This window comes from Streptomyces hainanensis, assembly GCF_004348415.1.
In the GTDB taxonomy this organism is placed as follows: domain Bacteria; phylum Actinomycetota; class Actinomycetes; order Streptomycetales; family Streptomycetaceae; genus Streptomyces; species Streptomyces hainanensis.
In genome coordinates this window covers 1-403 of the sequence record NZ_SMKI01000949.1, presented here as the reverse complement: position 1 = coordinate 403, position 403 = coordinate 1, and the positions used below count along the sequence as shown (strand labels likewise).

Here is a 403-nt window from a genome sequence, read left to right as displayed (position 1 = left end):
GACCTCCCCCGACCCGATCGGCGGCTACCAGGCGGCCAACGACACGGGCGAGTTCGCCACCCGCGAGTTCCCCGGCGTCCGGTCGGAGGGCCCCGTCCGCTCCGAGGAGCCCGCCCAGGCATCGCCCGAACCGCGGCGCGACTCCTGGGCCGACCGCGACCAGGACTGGTCGCGCTCCGAGCCCCGCTACGAGCCGGAACCCCGGTACGAGCCGGAACCCCGCTACGAGCCGGAGCCCCGGTCGTACCAGCGTGAGGAACCGCAACCCACCGGTTACCAGCGCCCCGAGCCGACCAGGGCGCCCGACGAACTGCGCGACCCGCTGCCCCACCAGCAGCCCCAGCACGCTCCGGAACGGACCCCGATCTTCGAGGAGATGGAGTCGACCTGGTTCGGCCTGCGC

At 74.2% G+C, this 403-nt stretch carries 1 pseudogene; it reads left to right on the top strand.

Annotated features, from left to right (window positions below):
* Positions 1-403 (top strand): annotated as a pseudogene (locus tag E1283_RS37980) (hypothetical protein); the annotation flags it as partial.